Origin of the sequence: Bosea sp. RAC05, from assembly GCF_001713455.1 — a bacterium.
Lineage (GTDB): Bacteria > Pseudomonadota > Alphaproteobacteria > Rhizobiales > Beijerinckiaceae > Allobosea.
The window spans coordinates 1,951,678-1,974,273 of record NZ_CP016464.1 but is presented as its reverse complement, the minus strand read 5'-3'; the positions used below and the strand labels follow the sequence as shown (position 1 = coordinate 1,974,273).

Below are 22,596 nucleotides of genomic sequence, written 5' to 3'. Positions count from 1 at the left end.
CGCCGACGATCAGACCTTGGCGGGCGCGGCGCAGATGTAGCCGAGGCCGCGCACGGTCTCGATGACCTCGACCCCGAGCTTCTTGCGCAGGCGCCCGACGAACACCTCGATCGTATTGGAATCACGATCGAAATCCTGATCGTAGAGATGCTCGACCAGTTCGGTGCGGGAGACGACCCGACCCTGATGGTGCATCAGATAGGCCAGCAGCCGGTACTCGTGCGAGGTCAGCTTGACCGGGTTGCCGTCGACGACGACGCGGCTGGCGCGCGTGTCGAGCCTGACCGGGCCGCAGACGAGTTCGGACGTGGCGTGCCCGGCCGCGCGGCGCAGCAGCGCCCGCACGCGCGCCAGCAGTTCCTCGACATGGAAGGGCTTGGTGACATAGTCGTCGGCGCCGGCATCGAAGCCGCCGACCTTGTCGCTCCAGCGGTCGCGCGCGGTCAGGATCAGCACCGGCATCGTCTTGCCGGCCCGTCGCCAGCCCTGCAGCACGGCGACGCCATCGACCTTGGGCAGGCCGAGATCGAGGATGACCGCATCATAGGGCTCGGTCTCCCCGAGATAGAGGCCCTCCTCCCCGTCGAAAGCCTTGTCGACGGCATAGCCGGCATTCTCAAGGGCCGTGACGATCTGGCGGTTCAGGTCCTTGTCGTCCTCGACGACGAGCAGTCTCACGGCGGATCAACTCCTGTTGGGCTGGGAACGCCCGGCGCGCTCAGCGAATCGTGCCGACCTTGCCCGACTGTCCCTCGAGCGTCACGCGGGCGACACGGCCGTCGCGCTTCAGCGTCGTGACCACATAGACGTATTCGTCGCCCTGGCGGCAGAGCCTGATGCGGACGACCTCGCCCGGGGCGGCCTGTCGGGCATGGCGCGACGCCTGCGCCGGCTGGATGACGCGGCCTTCGGCCACGGCATCGCGCGTCTCGTCCGCGGACAGGCAGGAAATCGGCTCCGGATTGTCGATCCGATGGATCGGCAACGGATTCGCCAGCAGGGACAGGGCAAGGAAGGTTTCGACGGGCATGATCGACATCGGCTAATCCCGCACGCGTGAACACGCCATGAATGTTGCGATCAGCCCTGAGTATGTCAGCGGATCGGCAGGCGTCCAAGGTATTCCTGCCCCCGCCCGGCGACGGCGCTGATCTGGGCGATCACGATTTCGATCTCGGCCTGAGCGGCGCCGAAATCGGCCAGTTCCTCGGCGTTCGAATAAAACCAGGTCGCGCGGTCGGTGGCCTGGCGACGCAGGACGACCCCGCCCAGTCGGACCGCGATATCGTAGCGCTCGGCCTCCTCGCCCAGCGGAACCTCCGCCAGATCCCAGGAATCGGCGTCGATGCGGCTGCGGCGGATCCAGTCGATGGTGATGCCGCCCGCAGCCCGCCGGGCCCTGGCATGCACCGGCGAAAGCGGAAGCAGCGCGCCGCTTCCGGCCGTCGCGACGATCTCCGCCATCGATGGATCGCCCATGTCGCGCTGGACGGGACCGACCCGGTAGCGTTGCTCGCGCCCGAGGTCGGCGAGGTCGTCGGTCAGGGTCACGGCAGCACCGTCCAGCACGACGAGCCTCGCCCCCGGCGGCAGGGTCCGGCCCGCCGCCGCCTCCGAGCCGCCGAGGCCGCGCAGCAGGCCAGACAGGCGAAAGCGCTGCGGGCCGATCAGCTCGACCTGCGATGCGGTCACGATCTCGATCACGCCATCGGCGCCGATGAGCGCGAGCGCATTGGCCCCACCCAGCGCCGCCTCCGGCGTCACCGAGGACAGCACGCCGCCCCGCAGCCGCACCTCCAGAGTAGCCCGGCGGTCGCTGCGCCAGAGCGGACCCGGCGGCAGTGCCGTCAGCGTCTCACCGACGATCGAGGGCGCCTCGACCAGGCGCAGCAGCGCGAACTGCCCCGCGCCATCCGCCTGCCAGACGGCGAGCGCACCGGGCCAGGGCTGGGCGAAGGCGGCGAGCGACAGCAGCGGCGGCGGCTGTGTGCGCACGATCGGCAGGGAGAGCGGGATGGCGAGGGGCCGACCGGGCAATGGCGGCGGCGCGCGCGGCGGTCGCGGCAGGCTCGGGACACCGTTGTCGCGGTAGATCGCCGGCTCGACGACACGCGCGCTCGCTCGGCGGGTCGCGCCCTCCTCGATCCGGGTCAGCCGGAACAGCCTGTCATCGCCCGCCACCGGCAGGGCCACCACGTCGCCGGGCTCGAGATCGAGGCAGCGCGGCGACAAGTCGAGGTCCAGCGTCTCGCGGCCGGCCCAGATCTCCTGCAGGCGCTGATCGGCGAGACGCTGGCCTTCGGCCGAGCGGGTGACGATCGCTGTATCGACGCCGATCTCGCGGCGCGCAGCACCGGCCAGCCGGCGCGAGCGAGCCGCTGTGCCGCGGTACTCGGTCTCGCTGTCGGTGAAGCCGAGACGCAGTTCGAGCGGCAATTCGCTCTCCTCGGCCCGGCGCAGAGCGAAGGGCCGGCCTTCGCGATCGAGGACGAGATCGTCGCTCCCGATCCGGCGCGCGATGGGACCGGAGCGGCCGCGGAAGACGAGCCGGCCCGCGCTCATCGTCACGTCGAAGCCGAAGGCCTGGCCGAGCGGCTCCAGCGCCTGGCGGGCCGAGAGCGGCCGCTCCAGCACATAGCCGTCGAGGAAGCCGTCGACGGTGATCGCATCGGCGGCAGGCAGTCCGAAATCGGCGAGGATGCGACTCAGCAGCCGGTCGACGGGCGTGCCTTCAATGCGGCCGTTGAGCCAGTGCCCCGTGTCGTGGGCGGTCCCATCGGCCCAGATCCCTCCGAGATCGGGAAAGGCGGGAAACGGCCTCGCGTCATAGCTCCAGACAAAGATGTTGGACGGGTCGATCATCCGGATGCCGGTTTCCGGATGGACCGGGTTGCGCCCGGCCTCGAAACCCGCGCGCGCCGGATCGAAGCCGGAGATGACCGCCTCGAGCCCGCGCGCCTGGACCAGGTCGTCGCGCGCGCCGCTGGAGAAGTAGGGAGCGCCGCTCTCGGCGGATTTCGCGTCCGGAAAGACGTTGGGCGCATTCGCGCCCTTGTCGACGGCGGGAATGCCGATCTCGGTCAGCCAGATCGGCTTGGCACCGGGCACGAAGGCGGTGGGGGACGTTTCGACGCCGCCCACCCGCTCGACATGCGGGTTGCTCCACCAGCCGACGAGATCCTTCGGACGGAAGACCCAGGGCTTGCCGTGGGTTCCGTCCGTGATCGGGAGGCGCAGCTGTGCGGCGCGACCGGCGGCATCGGCATAGTACCAGTCATAGGCCTCGCCGCCGGTCAGCCGGGCCCGCAGATAGCCGAGATCGGCCGGTCCCGTCGCGACGGCGCTGTCGGCATGTCCTGCGCCGTCGCGCCAGTCCGAGAGCGGCGGGTAGAAGTCGATGCCGATCGCGCCGATGGCGGGCAAGGCCCAGAGCGGATCGAGCGGAAAGCCGACGTCGTCGCCGCCATCGCGGACATCGGCGCCGTATTCGGTCCAGTCGGCCGCATAGGTCAGCGTGGCGGCCGGCAGAATCGTCGCGACCAGTCCGGCGAGGTCGACGAGACCCGCAACCATCGGGTAGCCACCCGTGCCCCGGACATGAGTCAGGCCCGGCATTTCCGAGCCGACCACGAAGCCTGAGACGCCGCCGGCAATCTGCGCCAGCCTGGCGTAGTGCAGCACGAAGCGGCGGTAGCTCCACTCGTCCGGAGCCGCACAGACGACCCGCTCCCCCTCGATGACGACATCCGAGGCGGCGACGCTGCCCAGGAACGCCGCCATCTGGACCTCGGCCTCGGCGGTGCCATCTGCGCTTCCGGGCGCCCCTGGCGCAGGCGTGCAGGTGATGCGGCCGCGCCAGGGATAGCGCGGCTGCCCGGGCAGGCCCGATACCGGGTCCGGCAGGGCATTGCCCGCTGGGATGTCCATCATCACGAAGGGGTAGAGCACCACGTCGAGGCCGTAGTCGTCGCGCAGGCGACGGATGAGGCGGATCACGCTCTCGTCCGAGGGCGTCCCGCCGAAAGCCGGCCGCCCCTCGGCTTCGCTCACCACGCGGGCCGTCGCACGATCGAGGCCCGCCACCGCCCATTCGGCACCGAGCGTCGGCTTGTGAGCGATCTCGACGCGCGGCGCGATCGTGCAGGCGCCCGCCCGCAGATCGTCGCCGAACCAGGTGACGACCAGCGCGACCCGCCGGAGGGCGGGGCAGAGCGCGGTGAGCTGGGCCAGCGCGGTGTCGACGTCGGCGCCCCCGTAGAGCTGGTGGCGGGTCAGGCTTTCGGTGACGCCCGGCTCGGGTTCGTGGCTGACGGCCCGCGTTTCGTAGACGAACTCGCCCGCGCCGGGGATCAGCGTCACGGCCCGGATCATCTGGGCGAGGCCTTCGACGGGCCGCACGACCTCGAAGGAAAATTGCGGGACACGGTTGCCGTAGTCGGCGAGAGGGAAACGCTCGAACACGACATAGGCGAGCCCGCGATAGGCCGGAGTCTCGCCGGCCTCCTTCGCCGCGATCAGCGGGTCGGGCTCCTGCGCCTCGTCGCCCTGATGGACGCGCATCGCGACCGTCGTGACGTCGAGTTCGCGCCCATCGGCCCAGATGCGACGCACGAACGCGATCCGCCCCTCGCACAGGCCGATCGCGAGATTGGCATGGTAGGCATAGGTCGTCTCGATCGTCTTCGCCCGCGGGCTGCCCTTTCCGCCGGTCTTGGTCCGGGTCACCGTGACCTTGATCTCCTCCTCGAAGCGGGTCGCCCAGATCAGCTGCCCGCCGAGGCGGGCCCGGCCATAGATTCGCGGGATCGCGGCCCCCTCGGTCGCGGCCAGGCCACTGACCTCGGTGAGGCGCGGCCCCTCGACGCGGCGCGTCGAGGCGGACCCGCCGAGCAGGGACTGGTCGATGCGCGCCCCGGCGATGCCGCCCAGCGCCTGGCCGAGCACGGCACCGATCGGGCCGCCGACCGCGCTGCCGAGCGCACTGCCCGCGACCTGCAGAAGGAGAGTCGCCATCAGTCGATTACTCCCGGAAAGGAGAAGGCGTGGCTGAGATGCCGCCACCACCACGGCGTGAGGGCGACCTCGGCGACCGCTGCGCCGTCATGGGCGTGGATGATGCGGTCGGGCGCGCTGAGGATGGCGCAGTGCTTGGCAGGCAGATGCGCCCGCCAGCGAAACAGCAGCACGTCGCCCGCTCGCGCCTCTCCCGGTTCGACGGGGACGAGATGGCGCAGCGCTGCGGCGGCCAGCGTTTCCGTCCCGAGACTTTCCGCCCAGCCCGGCGTGTAGGGGGGCGGCTGCTCGGGCTCGCTGCCATGGAGATCGCGCCAGACCCCGCGCACGAGCCCGAGGCAGTCGCAGCCGACGCCTCGCAGGGAGGCCTGGTGGTGATAGGGCGTGCTGATCCAGCCCCTCGTCGCCTCGACGATGTCGTCACGGAGCAGGGGCGCCTTCATCGGAACAGGCTGCCACCGTCGAGGGCGCCATCACCCGGCCGGACGCCGCCGATGATGAAGTCGTTGCCGGGAATGTGCGGGAAGCCGCGGAAATTGACCCCGTTGCCGAACTTGGCCCGGCAGGTGGCGAAGCTCTTGTCGCAGCCGGGGGAGACGGTGAAGGGATCGCCCGGCCGGATCGCCGCCGGCGACGCCTGCCAGAGTTCCAGCGAGGCATCCATTCCGGTCGCAGCGTGGCGCTTCACCTCGGTCGCAAAACCGATCGCGTCCCCGCCGGTGAAGACCAGCCGCCCGCCGGTCATGTATCCGTCCGCGAAGGCGGCCAGCGCCGCCGCCGTCAGGCTCAACCGGCCGTCGGTCGTTGTCACGGCGGCTTCGGCGACCGCCAGCGCGACCCCGCAGCGGGAATCGCCGAGATCGGCCGAGCATGAGCGCAAGTAGAGCCGCCCCCGCTCCTCGTCGAAGGCCTTGGCCAGCCCCCGCACCTCGGCCGTGAAGGCGCCGTCGCTGCGGCGAACCTCGCCGACGAAGCCGGTTTCGAGACGGAGTCGCTGGGCGGGATCGGCCCAGTTGACCAGCCAGAGCGTCACCCTGGCATCGTCATAGAGCCCGCGGGCGAGATCGGCCTCGTTCAGTCCGCTCGCCGCGAACGCGCCCGCGACGTCGCCGCCTCCGACCGCGAAGCCGAGCTCCGCGCTCGTCTCCGCCGCCTCGAGCCCGGTCGTCGCCGCGAAGGTGACGCCGTCGAAGACGAGGGGGCCGTCATGGTCGGTGAAGCCGAGGACGAGACCGTCCCGCCGCGTCAGGCTCCAGCAACGGCAAAGCGTGGTCGCGCCCTGGGCCAGATGGTCGGCCAGGGCCTCGGGGATCGCGCGCATGGGACAGCTCCTGCAGGGCTTCAGGACAGGATCTCGACGACCGGAATCCGCGGGATCTCGCCGGCCTCGAAGGCCGAGAGGTCGATCTCGATCGCGTCGATGTCGAAGCGCACCGGCACGTCGAACAGGAAGCCCGCCGTGACGACGGCGCCCGGCGCGGGCGCATGGCCGGCTGCGAAGGTCACCAGACCGTTCGTTGCGTCGCAGGTGACGTGGGCGGGGTCGACGGCCGTTCCATCGACCGCGACCATGACCTCGCCGGGAACCGGTTTGCGGATCGGGCGGCGGTAGGTCGCCAGGCCCGTGCCGTAATGCTTGCAGAGCTGGAAACTCGCCGTAAGGCCATCGCCGGTGCCGATCGCCAGGTCGGTCGCCGTGGGGCCCTGCGAGGGCGGGCAGCTCTTCCAGTCGAGGCCATCGCGCCAGCGGAAGCCGTAGAGCCGGCCGCGGCGCTCCTCGAAAAAGGCGACGACCTCCGCCAGCGCATCGAGGCTGCGGATGCCGAGGCCGGCATCGTAGCGCCGGCGGGAATGGGCCCAGCGGCTGTTGCGCACTTCGCGGCCCGACGCGAGCGCGACGATCTGCGTCAGGCGCTCGGGCCCGCCACGCGCCCCACGGGCGATGTCGGTCGGAAAGCGGATCTCGTGGAAATCGCTCATGAGCACCCCGTTTCAGAGCGCGCGGCCGCCGCGGGCGACGGCCCGTGCGATCGCGGCCGACACCTGCGCCTCCGAGCGTCGGAAGCTGTCGGCATCCGGCGTCGAAACCTGGACGACGACGTTGAGCGGGCGGCGCGTCTCGGCCGAGGAGCGGACGCCGAGCTTGCCGTCGGCGCCGCGCGACAGCGGCAGAATCGCTTCGGCCCCGCGCTCGCCCATCAGCCCGAGCCCCCGCCCGAGCGGGAAATAGGCGGGCGAGGCGATCACCCCGCCTTCGGCGAAGGCGGCGACCGGAGCGGTGGCCCCGCCTCCCAGGCCGACGCCGCCGAACAGGCCCGTCAGCCCCTTGATCCCCGTCCCCAGCAGGCTGGAGAGGCTCGACTGGAGAGGCTTCAGCGCCGACTTCAGCAGCGTTTCGGTGATCGAGCGACCGACGCTGCGCAGCACGTCCTCGAAGCGCTTTCCCTCGATGATGCCCTTGGCGAAGGCGTTGGTGATCGACTTGCCGAAGCTTGCGGCTGATTTGTCGAGGCTCTGCGTCAGCGAGCCGAGCGAGCGCAGATCGGAGAGGCGGGAGGACAGGTCGATCTCGTCGTCGGCCATGGTGGGCCTCGCTTTCGAACAGGGGGTGGCCGCCTGGTCAGGCGTCGGGATGGGCCGCCATCAGCGCCTGCAGATCGACGCGCCGGGGCGCGGTCGCGGTGTCGGCCGGTTGGTGAACCCGCAGGGCCGCGACGATTTCGCGTGGTGTCGCGGCCCAGAACACGGCCGGCGGCCAGCCAAGCCGGCCGAGCCCGAACGCCATGACCTCGCGCCAGGGAAAAGGAACGGCCTCCGCCGACGGGCTCACGCCGCCGGCGGCAGCGGAGGGCGCGGCGTGTCCGCTGCCTCCGGAGCACTGTCGTCAGCGCCGAAGGTCGCGTCGAGCAAGGCGATGGCGGCCTTGATTGCACCGTTGAGGCCGCCATCGAAGCCGAGTTCGGCAACCTGGCGATCGTCGATTGTGGCGCCGGCCCCGCGCAGCCCGGCACCGAGAATGCGGGCAAGATCGCGGGCCGAGAGCCGGCCGGAGGCAAAGCGCTCGCCCAGCGCCGGCAGGCTGTCGACGCTGAAGGCGTGTTCGAGTTCGGCGAGCGCGCCCAGCGTCAGCCGCATCGGCAGCGCCTCGCCCTCGACCATCAGGGCGGTGTCGCCCCGGTGCCGGTTGATCATCGCCGCCTCCTCAGAGGGCCGTGAAGGCGAGCTGGCCGGCCGACTCCAGCGACAGGTCGAAGGTGACCTCGCCGGCATGGTCGCCGCGATACTCCAGGCTCGAGAGCTGGAAGGGGCCGGTCACGGTGCCGAAATCGGGCACGATCACCTGCCAATTGCGGATCACCCCATCGAAGAAGATCTGGCGCACCAGCGCGTCCGACGCCTCGTCCTTGAAGATGCCGGCGCCGCTGATGGCGGCGCGGCGCATGCCGGCTCCCGCCAGCAATTCGCGCCAGCGACCGGCGGATTCGGAGTGCGTCACGTCCACCGCCTCCGCATTGAACGCGATCTGGCGCGCCCTCAGCCCGGCAACGGTGACGAACACCCCACCCGCATCCGCCGCCTTGAGCAGCAGGTCCTTGCCCTTCTGTGCCGACATCCGGCCTCTCCCTCATCACGATGTGTTTGAAATCATGGTGCTTCCGTCACCGCGCGGAAGCGGATCGCGACGGATGCCAGCCCGGTCGCGGCGTCGCGGGCCAGGCGGTGCGAGCGCCAGCGCAGATTGACCAGCCGGTGGCCCGACAGCGTGAGACCGGCCCCGTCGAGCAGAGCGACGATGCGCGCGGCGGCTTCCAGCGCCAGCCGCGACGAGCCGCTCTCGCCGGCCCAGACGGTGAGGCCGAACTCCTGCTCGCAACCGCTGTCGCTGCCGGTCGACCAGTCGCGCGCCTCGACCTCGCCATGCACGATGTAGGTGCCGCTAGCGCCCCGCGGCGCCTCGTCATGGATGCGGGCGGGGCCGATCAGGGCCGTGAGGCCTGGATCGGCCTCGAGCCGCGCCTGGATCGCGGCGCGAAGCGCCAGAATGGGGTCACTCAAGGTCCGATCTCCTGCACCAGACAGACCAGCCGGCGCCGGCCGCCATCGGGGTCGGCCACCGCGCGGATGTCGAAGAGGCGGTCGCCGTCGCGCAGGCGCTGGCCGGCATCGACACCGGCGCGCCAGCGCAGGGTGACGCGGTGTGTCGCGACCTGCTCGGGCCGCCCCCGGCGCCAGCGCTCGCCGCCAGCGATCCATTCGAGCTGGGCCCAGACGGCAGCCACGGTCTCGTAGACCTGCGTTGTCCCGCCGAGACCATCGGGCGTCGCCACCGCGGCCTCGAGCAAGAGCCGCCGACGCAGCGCCCCGACGCGGGCCCGATCCGGGTTCGAAGGCGCCATGGCTCAGAGCCTCGCGCGGCGGAACGGCGCGACCAGCGCCAGGATCTCGGGCGGCAGGGCCTCGGCATCGCGCCCGACGACATCGCCCCGGTGCTCGAACCAGCGCGCGGCCAGGCGCAGGACCGCCTGTCGCAGCAGGGCCGGAACCGCGGCCGCGGTCGCTCCGAAACCGGCCACGACGTCGATCTCGATCGCGCCCTGGGCCCGGCCGATTTCCGGCACCTCCCCGACCACCTGCAGGAGCGGCGGATCGGCGCTGGTGTCGAGACGCAGGGCCGATGGCTGGACCGGCTGGGCAATGCCGAGCGCGTCATAGACCCGCGCGGCCGTGATCGCTCCGACGGGCGAGAGCGGCAGCCGCAGCGCGCCGCCCTGCGGCCAGCGATCGATCACGATGCGCCAGGCCTGATCGACGAGCAGGCGCCCCGACGCGGCTTCCACCATCAGCCGGGCGGCCGTGATCAGCGTGGCCAGCAGATCTTCCTCCGCCGTCTCGTCCAGGCGCAGGAAGGCGCGCGCCTCGGCCAGAGAGACCGGCTCCTCGGCCGGCGGGGTCAGGGCAAGCGGCGTCATGGGCGCTCCGATCGAGGGTTCAATTGCGGGGAGCGACGCGCTATCGAGCGTCTTCCGTCACCGGAGGAGCGCGATGCGCATCGGACGTCTGATCAGCCTGGGCAGCATCGTCTGCGGTCTGGCGCTGGCCGTGCCCCAGGCCGGCGCCGTGGTCGCCGGCCGCGAGGGCGGGCCGCTCGGCGGCTCGACGCTGATGGTCCTGAACGCACGCGGCGGCGTGTGCACCGGCATCGTGCTGTCGCCGCGAACCGTTCTCACCGCCGCCCATTGCGCGGCGGGCGGCACGGAACTGCGCATCCACTGGAAGGACGGCGGCGAGCCTGTTCTGCTGCCGCCTGCCGCCGTCGCGATGCATCCGGACTTCCGCGCCAACGCCGTCGCGACGCGGCAGCGCTCCATCGATCTGGCCTTGCTGCGCCTGTCCCAGCCCCTGCCCGGCCGGTTCAGGCCCGCCGATCTGCGCGATGGCGCGCCGCCACGCAGCGGGGCGCCGGTCGTGCTGGCCGGCTACGGCGTCTCGCGCGAGGGCGAGGCCCGCAGCACCGGCGTCTATCGCTCGGCGGCGCTTGCGGTGGTCGAGCCCTATGGGCCCGGCAAGCTGCTGCTCTGGGCGGCCGACCCCGTCGGAGCCGGCAAGACGGCGGGCCCAGGCGCCTGCCAGGGCGATTCCGGCGGTCCGATGATGGGACGGGACGGCGACGGCGTGATCGCGGTGACGAGCTGGTCGACCGGGCCTTCGGGGAAAAGCTGCGGCCTGCTCAGCCAGGGCGTTCTCGTCGCGCCGCAACGCCGCTGGATCGATGGAACGCTGGCCGGCTGGGGCGAGCGTGCCAACTGGTCGCCGGGTTCGTGAGGCAAAAGGCTGGACTGCAGCGCCGCAGCACCTAGATTGAGGGCGATATCACAACCGGTTCGCATCATGACACCGCGCCGCTTTCTCTTCGTCCTGACCTGCGCCCTTCTCGTCGGCACCACGCCGGCGCTGGCGGTGGTGGGAGGCGTGCCGTCGCAGGATGTCCGCGGTGCCCGCGCCTCGACGCTGCGGGTCGAGACCAGCCGCGGCGAGCTCTGCTCCGGAGCCGCGATCGCACCGGAACTGGTGCTGACCGCGGCCCATTGCCTGATGGGCGGTGGATCGGTCAGCGTCGTCAGCCTGGACACCAAGTTCCGCGCCCGCCGGCATGCCGTCGTCGCCGTCCTGCCGCACCCCAGTTTCGTGCCGGGAACGACTCCGCGCACCCAGCCCGGGGCCGACCTCGCCATGCTCCGGCTGGCGGCCCCCTCCCTACCGACATCCAGCCCGTCACCCTGGGCGGCAGTCTCTGGCAGGGCGAGACGGTGACCATGGCCGGCTTCGGCCTCTCGATCGAGACCAACAAGAACACCGCGCGCCGCCTGCGCGAGACCCGGCTGGTCAATGCCGGCAACTACACGACGCAGAACACGGTCAAGGTGGCGGTCGATGCCGAGGCCAAGGGCGAAACGCCCGGTGCCGGCGCCTGCCGCGGCGATTCCGGCGGGCCGGTGCTGCGTGGTGACATCCGCTCGCGCGATCTCGTGGGGATCGTGAGCTGGTCGAGCGGCCCGCTCAACACGCGCGAGCGGCGCATCTGCGGCGGCTTCACCGCGATCACGCCGATCAGCGAGCACCGGGTCTGGATCACCGACTCGGCCGCGCGGCTGCTGGCGCTCGGCCCCAGTCCGCGCGCGGGCGAACGGGCCCCGCCCGCGGCGAGCTACAGCTGGTGGTTCGCCCGCTGAGGCGTGTCGTCCCCGGCGGGCGAAGAGACCCGCGTCAGACGGCGAACCTCAGCCCCTTGATCGCCGCGAAGTCCTGCACGCCGCCGCCGACCCGCTTGGTCGTGTAGAACAGCACATAGGGCTTGGCCGAGTAGGGATCGCGCAGGATGCGCACGCCGGCCCAGTCGACGACGAGATAGCCGCGCCGGAAATCGCCGAAAGCAAGCGCGATCGCGTTGTTGGCCATGTCGGGCATGGTCTCCGCCTCGACCAGCGGGAAGCCCATCAGCGTCGCGGGCGCGCCGATCGAGGCCGGCGGCTGCCAGAGATACTGGCCGGTCGAGTCCTTGAACTTGCGCACGGCGCCTTGCGTCTTGCGGTTCATCACGAAGGACGCGTTCTGGCGGTAGCCGGCCTTCAGCGCATAGACGAGATCGACCAGGATGTCGGAGGGGTTGGCCGTGGCGAACGCGCCGGCGACGCCGGTGTTGAGCACGCCGATGCTGCCCCAGTTCCAGCTCGCCTCCGCGACCATCGGATAGGCGAGGAAGCCCTTGGGCTTGTCGATGCCGTCGCCGCTGACGAAGGCCGCGCCCTCCTGCTCGGCGAAGGCGCTCTCGACCTCCTCGGCGATCCACTGGTCGATGTTGACGATGGCGTCGTCGAGCAGGGTCTGCGTCGCCGCCGGCATGGCGTAGAGTTCCATCGCCGGGAAGCTCAGCTCCGCCAGGGTGGGCGAGCTGGTCTGCGGGCGCGCCGCCGTCTCGCCGACCCAGCCCGAGGCCGGCCCCGTGGTCGAAAAGGCCTTCTTGTAGGTGCCCGACGAAATCGTCCGCACCGTCGCCAGCGCGCGGATGGGCGAGGCGGTCGAGAGCCGCCGCAGGATCTCGCTCTCGACGCTGGAGGGCGCGAGATAGCCGCCGTCCGGACCCGAGCCGGCCGAGAGCGCCTTGCCCTCGAGCCGCTTCAGGCCGCCGGCCTCGCCGCTGCGGACATAGGCCGCGAAAGCGGCCTTGTGTTCGCCGACCAGCGGATCGCGCGGCTCGTCGCGGCCGAGCGCCGGGCGGCTGCGGTCCAGCGTCAGGCGGTCGAGACGGCGCGTTGCGTCGTCGAGGGCGGCGTCGATGCGCGCCATCTTCTCCTCGGTCAGCGGGTCGACGCCGTGGCGGCTCTCGATCTGGGCCAGGCGCTCGTCATTGCTGACGCGGTAGCTCTCCAGCGTGTAGCGGAGGTCATCGAAGGCCAGCGACAAGTCGGCGCCGGCGGCCTTGCTCTCGGGACCGTGGGTGACAGTGGTCATGGTCTCTCCTTCGGGAAAAGAACGGTTTCAGGCGTGAGCGAAGGCGGCGTAAGAGGACCGCTGCGCGGGGCGCAGCGCCTTGACGGCGGAGATCCGGGCCTGCGGCAGCATCGGGAAGGTGACGATCGAGATCTCCCAGAGGTCGATCCGCTCCAGCCGGCGCAGGCCACTTCGCGGCTCGGTGCGGGCGCGCTCGGAACGGAAGCCGATCGAGAGGCCATCGACAGCCCCTTCGCGCATCAGGGCGTGGATCTCCCGGGCGCGGGCGACGGCCAGCGAGAGCTGCCCCCTGACGAAGAGTCCGCGCGAATCCTCGGTGAGCGCCAGCCAGCGGCCGATCGGCTCGGCCGGATCATGCTGCCAGAGCAGCTTGACGCCGGCTGAGCCCCGCCGCGCCAGGCTCTCGCGAAAGGCGCCACGCTCGACGATGTCCTTGCCGAGATCGGCGATGCCGAACAGGCTGGCATAGCCCTCGAACAGCCCGTCGAGCCCGATGCGCGCCGGCGGCAGCGGCAGGAACTTGGACTCGCGGTCGCAGGGGCCGGCGGAAGGCAACGTCCTCATCGCGCCCGCTCCCCGGCCTTGCCGACACCACCCGCACCGCCTTCCAGCCGCGCCAGATTGCGCAGGAAGCGGCCGAAAGCCTCCGTGTTGGCCGGGCCGCGCGCCGGCTGCCGCGGCGGGCTATGGCCCGGGCCGGAGGCTTTTGGCGGGGCGGGCTTCTGCTCTGCGGAACGTGTCATGGCTGGTCCCCCTCGTGACGGGCGTTGAAGCGGTTGAGTTCGCGCACGAAATCGTCGAAGCGCCGGTTGGCGGCTGAGAGCTCGCGCATCACGAACCAGGCTGCGGCCGAGGCCGTCGCAGCCCAGAGCAGGAGCCCGAGATGGCCGACATCGGCGCGCCCGACGAAGGCGGTGACGATCTGGTCGAGCAGGTTCATGGGTTCGCCTCCCCCGCTCGCGGCGCCCGGCCGTAGCCGACCGCCTCGCGCTTCTCGTCCTCGCTGAGGAAGGTCGCCGCGCCGAGCCGGCGCCAGAGCGATTCCCGCTCGTCCGCCAAAGCCTCGATCGCGTCGAGATCGGGCTCCAACGTGAGTTCCCCGCCGAAGGCCGGCCCCAGCCACTGCGCCAGCGACTGCGCCGTGCGCCGCACCAGCGGGATCGCGGTCTGGCGCCAGAAGGCGCGGTTGGCCTCGGCGAAATTGGCGTGGGTGTTGTCGCCGGGCAGGCCGAGCAGCAGCGGGGGCACGCCGAAGGCGAGCGCGATCTCGCGCGCCGCCACGCCCTTGGCCGCGACGAAATCCAGTTCCGCCGGCGTCAGCGAGAGCGGTTTCCAGTCAAGCCCGCCTTCCAGCAGCAGCGGCCGGCCGGCATTGCGGGCGCCCTGGAAACTCTCCTCCAGTTCGGCCTTCAGCCGCTCGAACTGCGCGTCGGTGAGGCTCGCCCCGTCCGGCCCGTCATAGACCAGCGCGCCGGAGGGCCGGGCCGCATTGTCGAGCAGGGCCTTGTGCCAGGCGCTGGCGGCGTTGTGGATGTCGAGCGAGCAGGCGGCGGCCTCGATCGGCGAGAGGCCGTAATGGTCGTCGACCGGGTGAAACAGGGTCAGGTGCAGGATCGGCGGGACGACGCCCTCATCCTGACGGAAGCGGATGGTGTCGCCGCCGACGCTGTAGTCATAGGCTTCCGGCCAACCATCGCGGCCGGGCACGACCTTCATCCGGTCGGGCCGCAGCGCGTAGAGTTCGCGCGGCTCTCGGCCCGTGCCGGCCGCCTCGACATAGGCGTTGCCGGCGACGAGCAGATGCCCGAACAGCATCTCGCGGAAGGCGATGCCGCCCTGGCGTGGATTGGGCCGGTCGATCAGCGCGAGCGCCGGATGCTCGGGCATTTCCCGGTCGCCGACCTTGGCGATCAGCGGCGTCTGGGCCGCAGCCTCGGCGATCAACCGGACGCAACGATGCACGACCGGGTTGCGCTCATAGCCCTCGCGGGCGAGCGCCGCATAATCGCGCGGCGTCCAGACCGGACGACCGGCCTCGTGCAGGGCGATCAGCGGCCCGACGCGCGAGCGCTTGCGTTCCGGCGCGGCGAGGCCGCGCAGGTGGCGTAGGAAGTTGAGCATGGAGGTCTCGCTGTTGAAGTGATCCGTCATTGCGAGCGCAGCGAAGCCATCCAGAACGGCAGCGCGCGACGGCCCCTGGATTGCTTCGCTGCGCTCGCTATGACGGCGCGCCGCCCGAGAATGACGTCCGTTAAATCCCCCTCACCCGCGGCCGGCCCTTGGGGCCCAGCATCAGATGGGTCAGCGCCCAGACGAGTGCGTCGAGCCGGTCAGGCGAGCGGCCGGAACTCAGGCCGCCGGGGCCGAAATCGCACATCTCGTCTTCCAGCGCGGGAAAGGCGCCGGCATGGCGCACTCGCGCTTGCGCATAGAGCGCCGCCACAGGCTCGGCCCGCAGATATTTGCCCCGCGTCGCCCTGACCGCGCTCACCGGCACGCCGGCATCGACCTCGCGGATGACGGCGGTCGCCATCTCGCCGCCCTGGTTGACCTCGACGACGAGCGCATCGGCCTCGAAGCGCCGGTAGAGCGCGACCGCCTTGGCCGCCCATTCATGCGGGCGGGCTCCAGACACCGTCCCGTCCTCCAGCACATGGCCGAGGCCGTCGCCGTCGAGGCCGGCGACGACCAGCCCGCAGGAATCGGCGCGGGCCGAGGACGAGGCCGGCGGATCGACCGCCACCACGATCCGCGCCAGGGCCGGCGCCTCCCGCTCGCGGCACTCCTCGATCATCGCCCGCGTCCAGAGCGCATCGGCGCTTTCCTCGACCAGTTCGCCGTCGAGTTCCTGCCGGCCGAGCCGCGTGCCGCCATAGCTGAGCGTCACGCTGCGGATGAAATCGGCCGCGAGGTTGAAGCGGTTGGCGCTCGTCGCCGCGCGGCTGACGGCCACTTGCGGGTCATCCAGCAGGCGCTTGATCAGCGGCACGGGGCGCGGCGTCGTGGTGATGATCTGGCGCGGCCGGTCGCCGAGGCGAAGCCCGAATTGCAGCATGTCCCAGCTCTCCTGAATGTTCGGCCATTTCGCCAGCTCGTCGGACCAGGCGGCACCGAATTGCGGGCCGCGCAGCCCTTCCGGATCTTCCGCCGAAAACACCTGGGCGATGGCGCCATTGGGCCATTCGAGCCGCCGCCGCGAGGGATACCAGCTCGGCCGCTCCCAGCGCGTGTGGATCGCAAGCAGTCCGGAGACGCCCTCGATCATCACGTCGCGGACCTGGCCTTGCGTCTCGCCCACCAGCGCGATGCGTTCGGTGGCGGCCGGCGCATAAGGCTCCTGCCCCAGCGCCATGCCCTTGACCCATTCGGCGCCGGTGCGGGTCTTGCCCGCACCCCGACCGCCAAGCACCAGCCAGACACCCCGGAGCGGGGGTGGCGGCGGCATCTGGTCCGGCCGCGCCCAGATCGTCCATTCGACGATCAGAACCTCGTATTGGTCAGGCGTCGCCGTGGACAGGAGTTGCCGCAACAGCGGGATCCGTCTCTCCGGCGGCAAGGACTTCAAGACGTCGTGCAAGCTCCTTTCGGAGTTCGGCGACGTGGCGCAGTCCGGCGGCGGGCGAGAGTTCATCGGTGGATTTGTCCTCCCGGCCGGGCGCCGCCGCGTCGAGCGCCACCAGTTCGCGCACGGTGCGGGCGAGCACAGCGAGCGCCTTGGCCTCGGTTTCGCTGGCGGCTGCGCCCTTCGGCAATTCGTCGAGCCGCGCCTCATGCGCATCGAGCTGGCGCTGCGCCGCGCGCCAGAGCCGCGTCACCACGGCCTTGCGGCCCACGGACAAGCGCTTGCCCTTCGCGACCGGCAATGCCGGCGCGTCATCATCGGAATCGGACATGGGAAAACCTCGCAGGGCCCGACATGCGAAAGCCGCCGGCGGATGAGCGCGGCGGCTTGGGCGTCTGGTCACACTTCGTGAGCGTTCCTGATGTCTAGCGGATCAGCGTGACGCTGTCAAGGGATATTTTCCTACTTGCGACACGAGAGCTTTGGCGTACGGTGCGGGAGGGCAGAGTGGAGTCTTTCATGGCTTGGGCCAAACCAGAGTACACAAAAAGTCAGGTTGACCGTGCTGGCAAAGCGATCGCAGCGGATGCTGACATATTTAAAAATGACATTCATTACAGCATCATAAATAACTGGCGGTCTTCTCACGCATACCCGCTGAATACATTTCAAGTCACCTTGCGGAACAAAGCGAATTCATTAAGTCGAAATTTCTCTGTCTCGCAACGCATCAAGAGACTCGAATCTATTAAACGGAAATTGTCTTCTGGGACAATGCAACTTTCACAGATGCAAGACATTGCTGGATGTAGAGCCGTCGTTGAGAATATTAAGATCGTAAACGCCTTGTACGATAAATACCACTCTTATGGCGACCACTCTTTAAGGAACGAGAAGAACTATATCCTAAATCCGAAAGATGATGGTTATCGAAGTTTGCATCTGATATTTAAATACAAAGGCCGCGATACACGAAAAGATTACGATGGACTTCAAATAGAAATTCAAATCCGCTCGCAAGATCAACATGCTTGGGCTACAGCAGTTGAAGCAGTTGGCACCTTCACCAAGCAGGCATTGAAATGGCGAGGCGGAAGCGCCGAATGGCAACGTTTTTTTGCTCTAATGAGTTCAGCAATTGCAGTACGAGAGGACAGCGCGCCCGTGCCAGGAACGCCAAATAGCCTAACAGAATTGCGTAAGGAGATCGCGCAGCTTTCGAACCAACTTCGTGTTAAAGATACACTCAATGCGTATAATCTAACTCTCCAATATGTCGGCAACCTCAGCAAAAGCGACGCTAAAATTCTACTTGTTCACATGATACCCGGCGAAAACAAGGTCGCAGTCCGAGGCTTTCGCCTGAGAGATTCTCAGATTGCTAACCAATCATATATTGACCTAGAGAAAACAATTCCATCAGATTCATCGTCTCAAGCAGTTCTTGTGCGCGTCGATTCGCTACAAGCGCTGCAGCGCGCATATCCAAATTACTTCCTTGATACAGGCCGATTCTCTACCATCTTGAATGAAATACTGCGCAAGTGAGAACTACACCTCCTCCTTCTCCACCCATTTATACGTCACCGCCGGAACATACTGCTCCATGCGGTCGAGCAGGGTCGCGGGCTCCGTGTCGGTGATTGTCATGGCGCGGTGGGTCTGCTTCAGGAAGCCGGCCTCCACCGTGTTGTCGAGGAAGGTCGCCAAGGGATCGTAGAAGCCAGCGACATTGAGGAAGGCGAGCGGCTTGTCGTGGATGCCGAGCTGGGCCCAGGTCCAGATCTCGAACAGCTCCTCGAAGGTGCCGATGCCGCCGGGCATGGCGATGAAGCCTTCCGACAGCTCCGCCATGCGGGCCTTGCGGATATGCATGGTCTCGACGATTTCGAGCCGGGTCAGATGGTGATGGCCGACCTCCTTTTCGCGCAGCGCGCGGGGGATGACGCCATGGACCTCGCCGCCGGCCGCGAGCGCGGCATCGGCGACGATGCCCATCAGCCCGACCGCGCCGCCGCCATAGACCAGCACCATGCCGCGCCTCGCAATCTCGGCGCCCATGGCGCGCGCGCCTTCGGCATAGACAGGATCATTGCCGGGGTTGGACCCGCAGAACACGCAGACGGATTTCATCGGCTCAGGCCCCCTTCGCGGCAAGTGCCTGCAGGATGCGTGCCCAGGAGCGCTGGCCCTTGTGGAAGGAGGAGAGGTCGTATTTCTCGTTGGGCGAATGCACCCGGTCGTCGTCGAGCCCGAAGCCGACGAGCAGCGTGTCGATGCCGAGCAGGCGCTTGAAATCGCCGACGACGGGGATCGACCCGCCCGAGCCGATGGTCACGGCCTTGCGGCCCCATTCCTCGGTCAGCGCATTCTGCGCCTGGCGCAGGGCCTGCGACTCGACCGGCACGGCGATGGCCGGCGAGGCGCCATGGGCGATGAACTCCGCCGTGACATCGGCCGGCAGCCGCGCGCGCACGAAGGCCTGGAAGGCGGCGGCGATCTTGTCGGGATCCTGCTGGCCGACGAGGCGGAAGGAGACCTTGGCCGAGGCCTTGCCGGCGATCACCGTCTTGGTGCCCTCACCGGTATAGCCGCCCCAGAGCCCGTTGACGTCACAGGTCGGGCGGGACTGGATCTGCTCGATCAGCATGCGCCCCTTCTCGCCGATGGAGTGCTTTAGCCCGATCTGGCCGAGGAACTCGTCCTCGGTTAGGTTGAGATCGGCCCAGTCGGCCTTCTGCTGGTTCGTCGGCTCCTCGACGCCGTCATAGAAGCCCGGCAGCGTGATGCGCCCGTCCTCGTCATGCAGCGCGGCGACGATCTTCGCGAGCACATGGACGGGGTTGGCGGCCGCACCGCCGAACAGGCCGGAATGCAGGTCGCGGTCGGCGCAGGTGATCGTCACCTCCTGATAGACCAGGCCGCGCAGCGAGGCGGTGATGGCCGGGGTCTGCCGGTCCCACATGCCGGTGTCGCAGACGAGCGCGAAATCGGCCTTCAGCTCGGCGGCATTGTCGCGGACGAAGGCCGGCAGGTTGACCGAACCCGATTCCTCCTCGCCCTCGACCATCACGGTCACGCCGATCGGCAGGTCGCCGGTCTCGGCGATCGTTGCCCGCAGCGCCTCGATGAAGGTCATGACCTGGCCCTTGTCGTCGCAGGCCCCGCGCGCGACGATGACCCGGCGACCGGGCTCGATCTCCTTGATCACGGGCGCGAAGGGCTTGGTGTCCCAGAGCTCCAGCGGGTCCACCGGCTGGACGTCGTAATGGCCGTAGAACAGCACATGCGGTGCGCCGGGCTTGGGCCGGTGGGCGAGCACGATCGGATGGCCGGGCGTCTCGCGCAGGCCGGCGGTGAAGCCGAGCGATTCCAGGTCCTTCGCCAGCCACTCCGCCGCGCGGCGGCTGTCGGCGGCGTAAGCCGAATCCGTCGAGATCGAGGGGATTTCGAGCCAGGACGACAGGCGCGCCAGCGAGGCGTCGAGATCGGCATCGAGGCGGGCGAGGATCGCAGGAAGCTGGGTCATGGCACTCGGCAAGGCTGGGCTCGTGCGGGAAAGCTGAGCCGATTCAGGTGACGCCATCATGGCAAGGCACGGGGGCGGCGTCAGCATCCGAACATGCAGGCAATACCAGCCCTGCAAGCGTGGCATTCACCACAGCCCTCATCCTGAGGAGCCATTTCGTCAGAAATGGCGTCTCGAAGGATGCTTTCAGGAGGCTCCAGCGATCGCTGGATCATCCTCCGAGACGCCGCTTCGCGCCTCCTCAGGATGAGGGCTGAGCCCGCGCTTGGCGCGCTTGCTACCGCTTCCCGCCCATCATGCTGCCAAGCACCCCGCGCAGGATCGCGGTGCCGACCTGGCGGCCGATCGTGGTCGCGGCCGAGCGGGCCGCCGAGGTCAGGACCTTCTCGGCCATGCTCTGCGGCAGGGCGCCGCCGCGGCTGCCGGGGCCGGTCTTCGGCCGCTGCTGCGGCGCGCCGCTGCCGCCGAGCCAGCCGCCGATCGTGTCGAGGATGCCGCCGCCCCCGGTCGTCGAGGCCTCAACGACTTCGCCTTCGGGCGCCATGTTCTTCCGGCTCATCAGCTCTTCATAGGCCGACTCGCGGTCGATCATCGTGTCGTACTTGCCCTTGAAGCCGGACTCCGTCAGCGCCTGCTGGCGGATCTGTGCCGAGCAGGGCCCGACCTGGGCCATCGGCGGCGCGATCAGCGTGCGCTCGACGACCGTGGGCGAGCCCCGGCCCTCGAGCGTCGAGATCAGCGCCTCGCCGACCGCCAGATGCATGATCGCCTCAGCCGTGTTGATCTTGGGGTTTTGGCGGAAGGTTTCGGCGGCGGCCTTGACCGCCTTCTGGTCGCGCGGGGTGAAGGCGCGCAGGGCGTGCTGGACGCGGTTGCCGAGCTGGGCCAGCACGGTCTCGGGGATGTCGAGCGGGTTCTGCGTGACGAAATAGACGCCGATGCCCTTGGAGCGGATCAGCCGCACGACCTGCTCGACCGCCGTCAGCAGCGCCTTGGGCGCGCCGTTGAAGAGCAGATGCGCCTCGTCGAAGAAGAAGACGAGCTTGGGCTTGTCGAGGTCGCCGACCTCGGGCAGCTGCTCGAACAGCTCCGAGAGCAGCCAGAGCAGGAAGGTCGCATAGAGCCGCGGATTGGCCATCAGCTTGTCGGCGGCCATGATGTTGACGATGCCGCGGCCATAGCGGTCCGTGCGCATCAGATCGGAGATTTCCAGCGCCGGTTCGCCGAAGAACAGGTCGCCCTTCTGGTTTTCCAGCACCAGCAGCGCGCGCTGGATCGTGCCGACCGTCTGCGAGGTGACGTTGCCGTATTTCGTCGTCAGGTCCTTGGCGTTCTCGGCGATGAAGCCGAGGATGGCGCGCAGGTCCTTGAGGTCGAGCAGCAGCAGCTTCTGCTCGTCGGCGATGCGGAAGGCGATGTTGAGCACGCCCTCCTGCGTCTCGTTGAGATCGAGCAGGCGCGCCAGCAGCAGCGGCCCCATCTCCGAGATCGTGGCGCGGACGGGGTGGCCCTGCTCGCCGAAGACGTCCCAGAACACGGTGGTGAACTGGTCGGGCTCGTATTTCACGCCGATCTCCTCGGCGCGCTTGAGGAAGGGCGGCTTGGAATCGCCGGGCGCGGCGATGCCCGAAAGGTCGCCCTTGATGTCGGCGGCGAAGACCGGCACGCCCTCGCGGGCGAAGCCCTCGGCCAGCACCTGCAGCGTCACGGTCTTGCCGGTGCCGGTGGCGCCGGTGACGAGGCCGTGGCGGTTGGCGAGCTTGAGCAGGAGGGTCTCCGGCTTCCAGCTCTTGCCGATCAGAATCGCGCCGTCATCCGCCATGGGCCTGCCTGTTGTGCTGTCGATGGGTCACGGCCAAGGATGTAGCGAATGGCGGTCGTCGGCGGAAGCCCGTCCGGTCGCCGGACTATCGCATCCGCCCAATCGTTGATATGTGAACTATCTGGCCATCCGCGCCGCAACCGACAGGATCGACATCATGGACGAACTGATTTCCCGCGTGATCGCGGCCTCGGGCCTCAACGAAGAGCTCGCCCGCAAGGCGATCGGCATCATTCTCGCCTTCCTGCAGAAGGAGGGCCCGGCGGCCGAGATCGGGCAGCTGATGGCGGCCCTGCCGGGCGCAGAGGAACTCGCCGCCGCCGAGGGCGGCGCCAAGGGCGGCCTGATGGGTATGGTCGGCGGCCTGATGGGCGGCAGCGGCGGCGTGATGGCGCTCGGCGGACAGCTGATGGGCGCCGGCCTGTCGATGGGCCAGATCCAGTCCGTCTCGAAGGAAATGTTCGCCGTCGGCCGCGAGAAGGCGGGCGAGGATGCGATGGGCGCCATCGTCGGCGCGATCCCGGGGCTCGGCCAGTTCGTCTAAGGCGCCGCCGCCGCGATGGACCTTGCAACGCCGCCGCCAGGCGGCGTTGTCGTTTGCCCCCTCCCCGGCGCGGGTTTGCGCAGCCGCGTTGCGACGAAGTAGGAATGGCGGCGCGG

The 22,596-nt window shown here is 69.3% G+C and carries 26 protein-coding genes and 1 pseudogene; 4 read left to right on the top strand and 23 right to left on the bottom strand.

Annotation, left to right across the window (positions count from 1 at the left end; genetic code table 11):
* Nucleotides 1-9: 9 nt before the first annotated feature.
* Genes BSY19_RS12780 through BSY19_RS12720 form a run of 13 tightly spaced genes read right to left on the bottom strand, consistent with a single transcriptional unit; the run spans nt 10 to nt 9,983 of the window.
* Nucleotides 10-678, bottom strand: coding sequence for a response regulator transcription factor (locus tag BSY19_RS12780; protein ID WP_069054503.1), 669 nt, complete (start codon nt 676-678; stop codon nt 10-12).
* A 40-nt stretch (nt 679-718) separates the two neighbouring features.
* Complete coding sequence (locus BSY19_RS12775; protein WP_069054502.1) at nt 719-1,039, bottom strand: PepSY domain-containing protein; 321 nt, start codon at nt 1,037-1,039, stop codon at nt 719-721.
* Between the two features lie 56 nt (nt 1,040-1,095).
* Nucleotides 1,096-5,013 (bottom strand): baseplate multidomain protein megatron, encoded by a 3,918-nt coding sequence (locus BSY19_RS12770; RefSeq protein WP_069054501.1) that lies wholly within the window; start codon nt 5,011-5,013, stop codon nt 1,096-1,098.
* Nucleotides 5,013-5,456 (bottom strand): NlpC/P60 family protein, encoded by a 444-nt coding sequence (locus BSY19_RS12765; protein ID WP_069054500.1) that lies wholly within the window; start codon nt 5,454-5,456, stop codon nt 5,013-5,015. The genes BSY19_RS12770 and BSY19_RS12765 overlap by 1 nt, the downstream gene beginning before the upstream one ends.
* Nucleotides 5,453-6,334, bottom strand: a complete 882-nt coding sequence (locus tag BSY19_RS12760; protein WP_069054499.1) for a DUF2163 domain-containing protein — start codon at nt 6,332-6,334, stop codon at nt 5,453-5,455. Before BSY19_RS12760 ends, BSY19_RS12765 begins: the two co-directional genes overlap by 4 nt.
* Before the next feature lie 20 nt (nt 6,335-6,354).
* A complete protein-coding gene (locus tag BSY19_RS12755) occupies nt 6,355-6,993 on the bottom strand; it encodes a DUF2460 domain-containing protein (RefSeq protein ID WP_069054498.1) in 639 nt (212 codons plus the stop codon).
* 12 nt (nt 6,994-7,005) lie between these two features.
* Complete coding sequence (locus BSY19_RS12750) at nt 7,006-7,596, bottom strand: phage tail tape measure protein (protein WP_069054497.1); 591 nt, start codon at nt 7,594-7,596, stop codon at nt 7,006-7,008.
* Between the two features lie 37 nt (nt 7,597-7,633).
* The gene (locus BSY19_RS12745; protein ID WP_069054496.1) at nt 7,634-7,843 is read right to left on the bottom strand and encodes a phage tail assembly chaperone; all 210 of its coding nucleotides are present in this window, start codon (nt 7,841-7,843) and stop codon (nt 7,634-7,636) included.
* Entirely contained in the window at nt 7,840-8,205 is a 366-nt protein-coding gene (locus tag BSY19_RS12740) for a gene transfer agent family protein (protein ID WP_069054495.1), read from the bottom strand. The genes BSY19_RS12745 and BSY19_RS12740 overlap by 4 nt, the downstream gene beginning before the upstream one ends.
* Before the next feature lie 10 nt (nt 8,206-8,215).
* The gene (locus BSY19_RS12735) at nt 8,216-8,626 is read right to left on the bottom strand and encodes a phage major tail protein, TP901-1 family (protein WP_069054494.1); all 411 of its coding nucleotides are present in this window, start codon (nt 8,624-8,626) and stop codon (nt 8,216-8,218) included.
* Between the two features lie 32 nt (nt 8,627-8,658).
* Nucleotides 8,659-9,069 (bottom strand): DUF3168 domain-containing protein, encoded by a 411-nt coding sequence (locus tag BSY19_RS12730; protein WP_171905137.1) that lies wholly within the window; start codon nt 9,067-9,069, stop codon nt 8,659-8,661.
* A complete protein-coding gene (locus tag BSY19_RS12725) occupies nt 9,066-9,410 on the bottom strand; it encodes a phage head closure protein (protein ID WP_069054493.1) in 345 nt (114 codons plus the stop codon). Before BSY19_RS12725 ends, BSY19_RS12730 begins: the two co-directional genes overlap by 4 nt.
* A gap of 3 nt (nt 9,411-9,413) precedes the next feature.
* A complete protein-coding gene (locus tag BSY19_RS12720) occupies nt 9,414-9,983 on the bottom strand; it encodes a head-tail connector protein (protein WP_069054492.1) in 570 nt (189 codons plus the stop codon).
* Nucleotides 9,984-10,056: 73 nt separating this feature from the next.
* Between BSY19_RS12720 and BSY19_RS12715 the strand changes: the two genes are divergently transcribed.
* Nucleotides 10,057-10,836 (top strand): S1 family peptidase, encoded by a 780-nt coding sequence (locus BSY19_RS12715; RefSeq protein ID WP_069054491.1) that lies wholly within the window; start codon nt 10,057-10,059, stop codon nt 10,834-10,836.
* A gap of 66 nt (nt 10,837-10,902) precedes the next feature.
* Nucleotides 10,903-11,744: pseudogene (locus tag BSY19_RS28645) on the top strand (S1 family peptidase).
* Nucleotides 11,745-11,778: 34 nt separating this feature from the next.
* Here the strand turns inward: BSY19_RS28645 and BSY19_RS12700 are convergent.
* From BSY19_RS12700 to BSY19_RS27955, 7 genes are all read right to left on the bottom strand, one after another.
* Nucleotides 11,779-13,023, bottom strand: a complete 1,245-nt coding sequence (locus BSY19_RS12700) for a phage major capsid protein (protein ID WP_069054488.1) — start codon at nt 13,021-13,023, stop codon at nt 11,779-11,781.
* A 27-nt stretch (nt 13,024-13,050) separates the two neighbouring features.
* On the bottom strand, nt 13,051-13,587 hold the full coding sequence (locus BSY19_RS12695) for an HK97 family phage prohead protease (protein ID WP_083247570.1): 537 nt from the start codon (nt 13,585-13,587) through the stop codon (nt 13,051-13,053).
* Nucleotides 13,584-13,766 (bottom strand): hypothetical protein, encoded by a 183-nt coding sequence (locus BSY19_RS27550; RefSeq protein WP_150129602.1) that lies wholly within the window; start codon nt 13,764-13,766, stop codon nt 13,584-13,586. Before BSY19_RS27550 ends, BSY19_RS12695 begins: the two co-directional genes overlap by 4 nt.
* Entirely contained in the window at nt 13,763-13,963 is a 201-nt protein-coding gene (locus BSY19_RS12690; RefSeq protein WP_069054486.1) for a hypothetical protein, read from the bottom strand. Before BSY19_RS12690 ends, BSY19_RS27550 begins: the two co-directional genes overlap by 4 nt.
* On the bottom strand, nt 13,960-15,144 hold the full coding sequence (locus BSY19_RS12685; RefSeq protein WP_069057055.1) for a phage portal protein: 1,185 nt from the start codon (nt 15,142-15,144) through the stop codon (nt 13,960-13,962). Before BSY19_RS12685 ends, BSY19_RS12690 begins: the two co-directional genes overlap by 4 nt.
* A gap of 130 nt (nt 15,145-15,274) precedes the next feature.
* Complete coding sequence (locus BSY19_RS12680; RefSeq protein WP_442856700.1) at nt 15,275-16,579, bottom strand: DNA-packaging protein; 1,305 nt, start codon at nt 16,577-16,579, stop codon at nt 15,275-15,277.
* The gene (locus BSY19_RS27955) at nt 16,521-16,916 is read right to left on the bottom strand and encodes a hypothetical protein (RefSeq protein WP_069054485.1); all 396 of its coding nucleotides are present in this window, start codon (nt 16,914-16,916) and stop codon (nt 16,521-16,523) included. The genes BSY19_RS12680 and BSY19_RS27955 overlap by 59 nt, the downstream gene beginning before the upstream one ends.
* Nucleotides 16,917-17,104: 188 nt before the next feature.
* Here BSY19_RS27955 and BSY19_RS27005 point away from each other — a divergent pair, with 188 nt between their 5' ends.
* Nucleotides 17,105-18,133, top strand: a complete 1,029-nt coding sequence (locus BSY19_RS27005; RefSeq protein ID WP_150129601.1) for a RelA/SpoT domain-containing protein — start codon at nt 17,105-17,107, stop codon at nt 18,131-18,133.
* A gap of 3 nt (nt 18,134-18,136) precedes the next feature.
* Here the strand turns inward: BSY19_RS27005 and BSY19_RS12670 are convergent, their stop codons facing one another.
* From BSY19_RS12670 to BSY19_RS12660, 3 genes are all read right to left on the bottom strand, one after another.
* Nucleotides 18,137-18,718 carry an LOG family protein gene (locus tag BSY19_RS12670; RefSeq protein ID WP_069054484.1) on the bottom strand — a complete coding sequence of 194 codons (582 nt, stop codon included), beginning with the start codon at nt 18,716-18,718 and terminating at the stop codon, nt 18,137-18,139.
* A gap of 4 nt (nt 18,719-18,722) precedes the next feature.
* Complete coding sequence (locus BSY19_RS12665; RefSeq protein WP_069054483.1) at nt 18,723-20,114, bottom strand: dipeptidase; 1,392 nt, start codon at nt 20,112-20,114, stop codon at nt 18,723-18,725.
* Nucleotides 20,115-20,391: 277 nt separating this feature from the next.
* The gene (locus BSY19_RS12660; RefSeq protein WP_069054482.1) at nt 20,392-21,936 is read right to left on the bottom strand and encodes a helicase HerA-like domain-containing protein; all 1,545 of its coding nucleotides are present in this window, start codon (nt 21,934-21,936) and stop codon (nt 20,392-20,394) included.
* 157 nt (nt 21,937-22,093) lie between these two features.
* Between BSY19_RS12660 and BSY19_RS12655 the strand changes: the two genes are divergently transcribed.
* Entirely contained in the window at nt 22,094-22,480 is a 387-nt protein-coding gene (locus tag BSY19_RS12655; RefSeq protein ID WP_069057053.1) for a hypothetical protein, read from the top strand.
* Nucleotides 22,481-22,596 lie beyond the last annotated feature (116 nt).